This window comes from Pseudomonas fluorescens (assembly GCF_902497625.1).
Lineage (GTDB): Bacteria > Pseudomonadota > Gammaproteobacteria > Pseudomonadales > Pseudomonadaceae > Aquipseudomonas > Aquipseudomonas fluorescens_BQ.
On sequence record NZ_CABVGX010000095.1, the window covers coordinates 1 to 2,974 of the forward strand.

A 2,974-nucleotide genomic window follows, 5' to 3' on the forward strand; every position below is an offset into this window, starting at 1 on the left:
AAGTCCAGCTTGCTGCGCTGCATCAACGGGCTCAACACCGTCAGCCGTGGCAAGTTGTTCGTCGAGCACGAGGGTCGGCAGATCGACATCGCTTCCTGCACGCCGGCCGAGCTGAAAATGATGCGCACCAAACGTATCGCCATGGTGTTCCAGAAGTTCGCCTTGATGCCGTGGCTGACAGTGCGCGAGAACATCAGTTTCGGCCTGGAAATGCAGGGGCGCCCGGAAAAGGAGCGCAAGAAACTGGTCGACGAAAAACTCGAACTGGTGGGTCTGACCCAGTGGCGCAACAAGAAACCCGATGAGCTTTCCGGCGGTATGCAACAACGTGTTGGCCTGGCCCGTGCGCTGGCGATGGACGCTGACATTTTGCTGATGGACGAACCGTTCTCGGCGCTTGACCCGCTGATCCGCCAAGGCTTGCAGGACGAACTGCTGGAATTGCAACGCAAGCTGAGCAAAACCATCGTCTTCGTCAGCCACGACCTCGATGAGGCGCTGAAACTCGGCAGCCGTATCGCGATCATGAAAGACGGACGGATCATCCAGTACAGCAAACCTGAAGAAATCGTCCTGAACCCGGCCGACGATTATGTTCGCACGTTCGTCGCCCACACCAATCCGCTGAACGTACTGTGCGGTCGCAGCCTGATGCGCACGCTGGACAACTGCAAACGCATCAACGGTTCGGTGTGCCTCGATCCGGGTGGTGATTCCTGGCTGGACCTGGCCGAAGGCAACACCATAAAAGGCGCTCGCCAGAACGGTGAAAGCCTGGATTTGCAGAACTGGATTCCAGGGCAGGCGGTGGAAGGTCTGGGACGTCGGCCGACACTGGTGGATTCAAATATCGGCATGCGCGATGCGCTGCAGATTCGCTATCAAACGGGCAACAAACTGGTGCTGCACGACAACCACAAAGTGGTCGGGATTCTCGGCGACAGCGAGCTGTATCACGCCTTGCTGGGCAAGAACCTGGGCTAACCCGTCACACACAAAAACGCCGCGAAAGGATCGCGGCGTTTTTGTTGGTGCGCGTGTACGAGTGGCAACACGGACCATCGAGAAGAGGTGATTTCTGTGGCGAGGGGGCTTGCCCCCGCTGGGCTGCGAAGCGGCCCCAAACTTGTCAGAGATTGACTTCAAATCAAATCGCATCCGCCTGGTTTGCGACTGCTGCACAGTCGAGCGGTGGCAAGCTCCCTCGCCAAAAGTCAGCGATCAGGCTGGATCAGGTGGCAGAGTTCGACAGTCGCTGCAATCATCTGCCCGCTCGGGCGTTCGAGGCCTTTATTGGTCAGCATGAGCAATTGCCCGTGCCGAACAGCCGCCACCTGCGGCCAGGCCTTCCAGGCATCGAGCTGCGCCTGATCGCTGGCCAGGATCACCTGCGGATCACGCAGCAGCACCGCTTCGACGCTGATCTGCGGCGCGGGCAGCGTCAGGTCGGCAAACACATTGCGCGCACCGCAAACCTGCAACGCATCGCTGATGATCTGTCCGCCACCGACGGTATACAGTGGCCGATCCCAAACCTGATAAAACACCCGTAGAGGCTGATCGCGTCTGTAGCGTTCGCGCAATGACTCGAGGCGCTGACGCAAAGCCGCAGCCAGGGAAATACCACGTTCGGCGCGACCAAGTTGTACGGCAATCGCTTCGATATGCTCGGTCAGTTGATCAAGGTTGTGCGGTTCGGCGACGTAAGTAGGAATGTTCAAACGCTTGAGCTGCTCACGCTGGGCCGGGCCGACACTGTCGGGCCACAGCAGCAGCAGATCGGGCCGCAGGCTGAGCAGTTGTTCCATGTCCAACTGACCATAACGGCCTACAGTGGGCAGGCCTTGCAGTTCGGCTGGACGCTCGCCGGCGTCCAACACACCCACCAGCAGATCGGCAGACCCCAGTTCTACAACGATTTCGGAGAGAGACGGTGCGAGGCTGACGACCCGCTCGACGGCATGCGCCGAAGCGCCCAAGGCAAGCAGCAGAATCGCCAGCCCACTGCGGAGCATCAAGCGAGTTGACGCGGGATACGGTAGAGGTAGAACAGCACGGCGGTGGACAGCGCCAGCAACATCAGCGGCACTGCTTCCAGCCCGACAAATACCGCGAGGGCGCCGATCCACGCGGGCAGCCCGGCAGCGATAAACGCCGCTCGGCGTTTGGCAGCCAGGGCGATCCAGGCGGCAGGTTCTTCAGGGGTGTCGAGGGCTTTTTGCGTGGCGATCAGGCCGTGTTTATAGCCACCAAAAAACTTCAGGCTGACAAACATCGAAGCCATACCGGCAATGAACATCGGCATGGCCAATACTGGCAGGATCGCCTCGCTCTGACCGAATACTCCGTTGATCACGAATAACGGCAACAGGGCCAGCGCCAGATATTGCCACCAACTGACGGACAGCCGGCGCCGCACCTGACCGCGAGTCACGCGCGGTCTACCTCGCCTTGGTGCTCGTTGCCCATCATATGGTCGAGCTTGCTGGCCTTGGTCGCCAGGTAGAGTTTGTTGTGCGGATTATGTCCGGTGTGCAGCGGCACGCGCTCGGCAACGACGATGCCCATGTCAGTCAGCGCTTTGACCTTGCGCGGGTTGTTGGTCATCAGGCGCAAGGATTTCACCCCCAGGTGCTGCAACATCGGCAGACACATGGCGTAATCTCGCTGATCAGCGGCAAACCCCAGACGCTCATTGGCTTCGACGGTATCGGCGCCGCCATCCTGCAATTCATACGCACGGATCTTGTTCAGCAAACCAATGCCGCGGCCTTCCTGGCGCAGATAGAGCAATACGCCCCGGCCCTCGCGAGCAATCGCCTGCAGGGCGGCTTCCAGCTGTGAACCACAATCGCAACGCTGGCTGAACAAGGCATCGCCCGTCAAGCATTCGGAATGCAAACGGCCCAGTACTGGCGCACCGTCGTCGAATTCACCCAGGCTCAGAACCACATGCTCGCGCCCGTTCTCCTCA

General features: G+C 59.9%; 4 protein-coding genes. 1 reads left to right on the top strand and 3 read right to left on the bottom strand.

The window, feature by feature from the left end:
• Positions 1-984 (top strand): choline ABC transporter ATP-binding protein (gene choV, locus F8N12_RS27190; RefSeq protein WP_150583114.1); only part of this gene is annotated, 984 nt, incomplete at its 5' end.
• Positions 985-1,214: 230 nt separating this feature from the next.
• On the opposite strand, the gene F8N12_RS27200 is transcribed toward choV, so the two are convergent.
• From F8N12_RS27200 to ribA, 3 genes are all read right to left on the bottom strand, one after another.
• A complete protein-coding gene (locus F8N12_RS27200; RefSeq protein WP_150579221.1) occupies positions 1,215-2,015 on the bottom strand; it encodes a cobalamin-binding protein in 801 nt (266 codons plus the stop codon).
• Positions 2,015-2,434, bottom strand: a complete 420-nt coding sequence (locus F8N12_RS27205; protein WP_150583070.1) for an MFS transporter — start codon at positions 2,432-2,434, stop codon at positions 2,015-2,017. The genes F8N12_RS27200 and F8N12_RS27205 overlap by 1 nt, the downstream gene beginning before the upstream one ends.
• Positions 2,431-2,974, bottom strand: a 544-nt coding sequence (ribA, locus tag F8N12_RS27210; RefSeq protein WP_150583115.1) for a GTP cyclohydrolase II, incomplete at its 5' end; no start/stop codon positions are given. The genes F8N12_RS27205 and ribA, both read right to left, overlap by 4 nt.

What these genes read in the sequence shown, in the direction of transcription:
- F8N12_RS27200 (WP_150579221.1), bottom strand. Translation starts at nt 2,015, where the DNA reads ATGCTCCGCAGTGGGCTGGCGATTCTGCTGCTTGCCTTGGGCGCTTCG.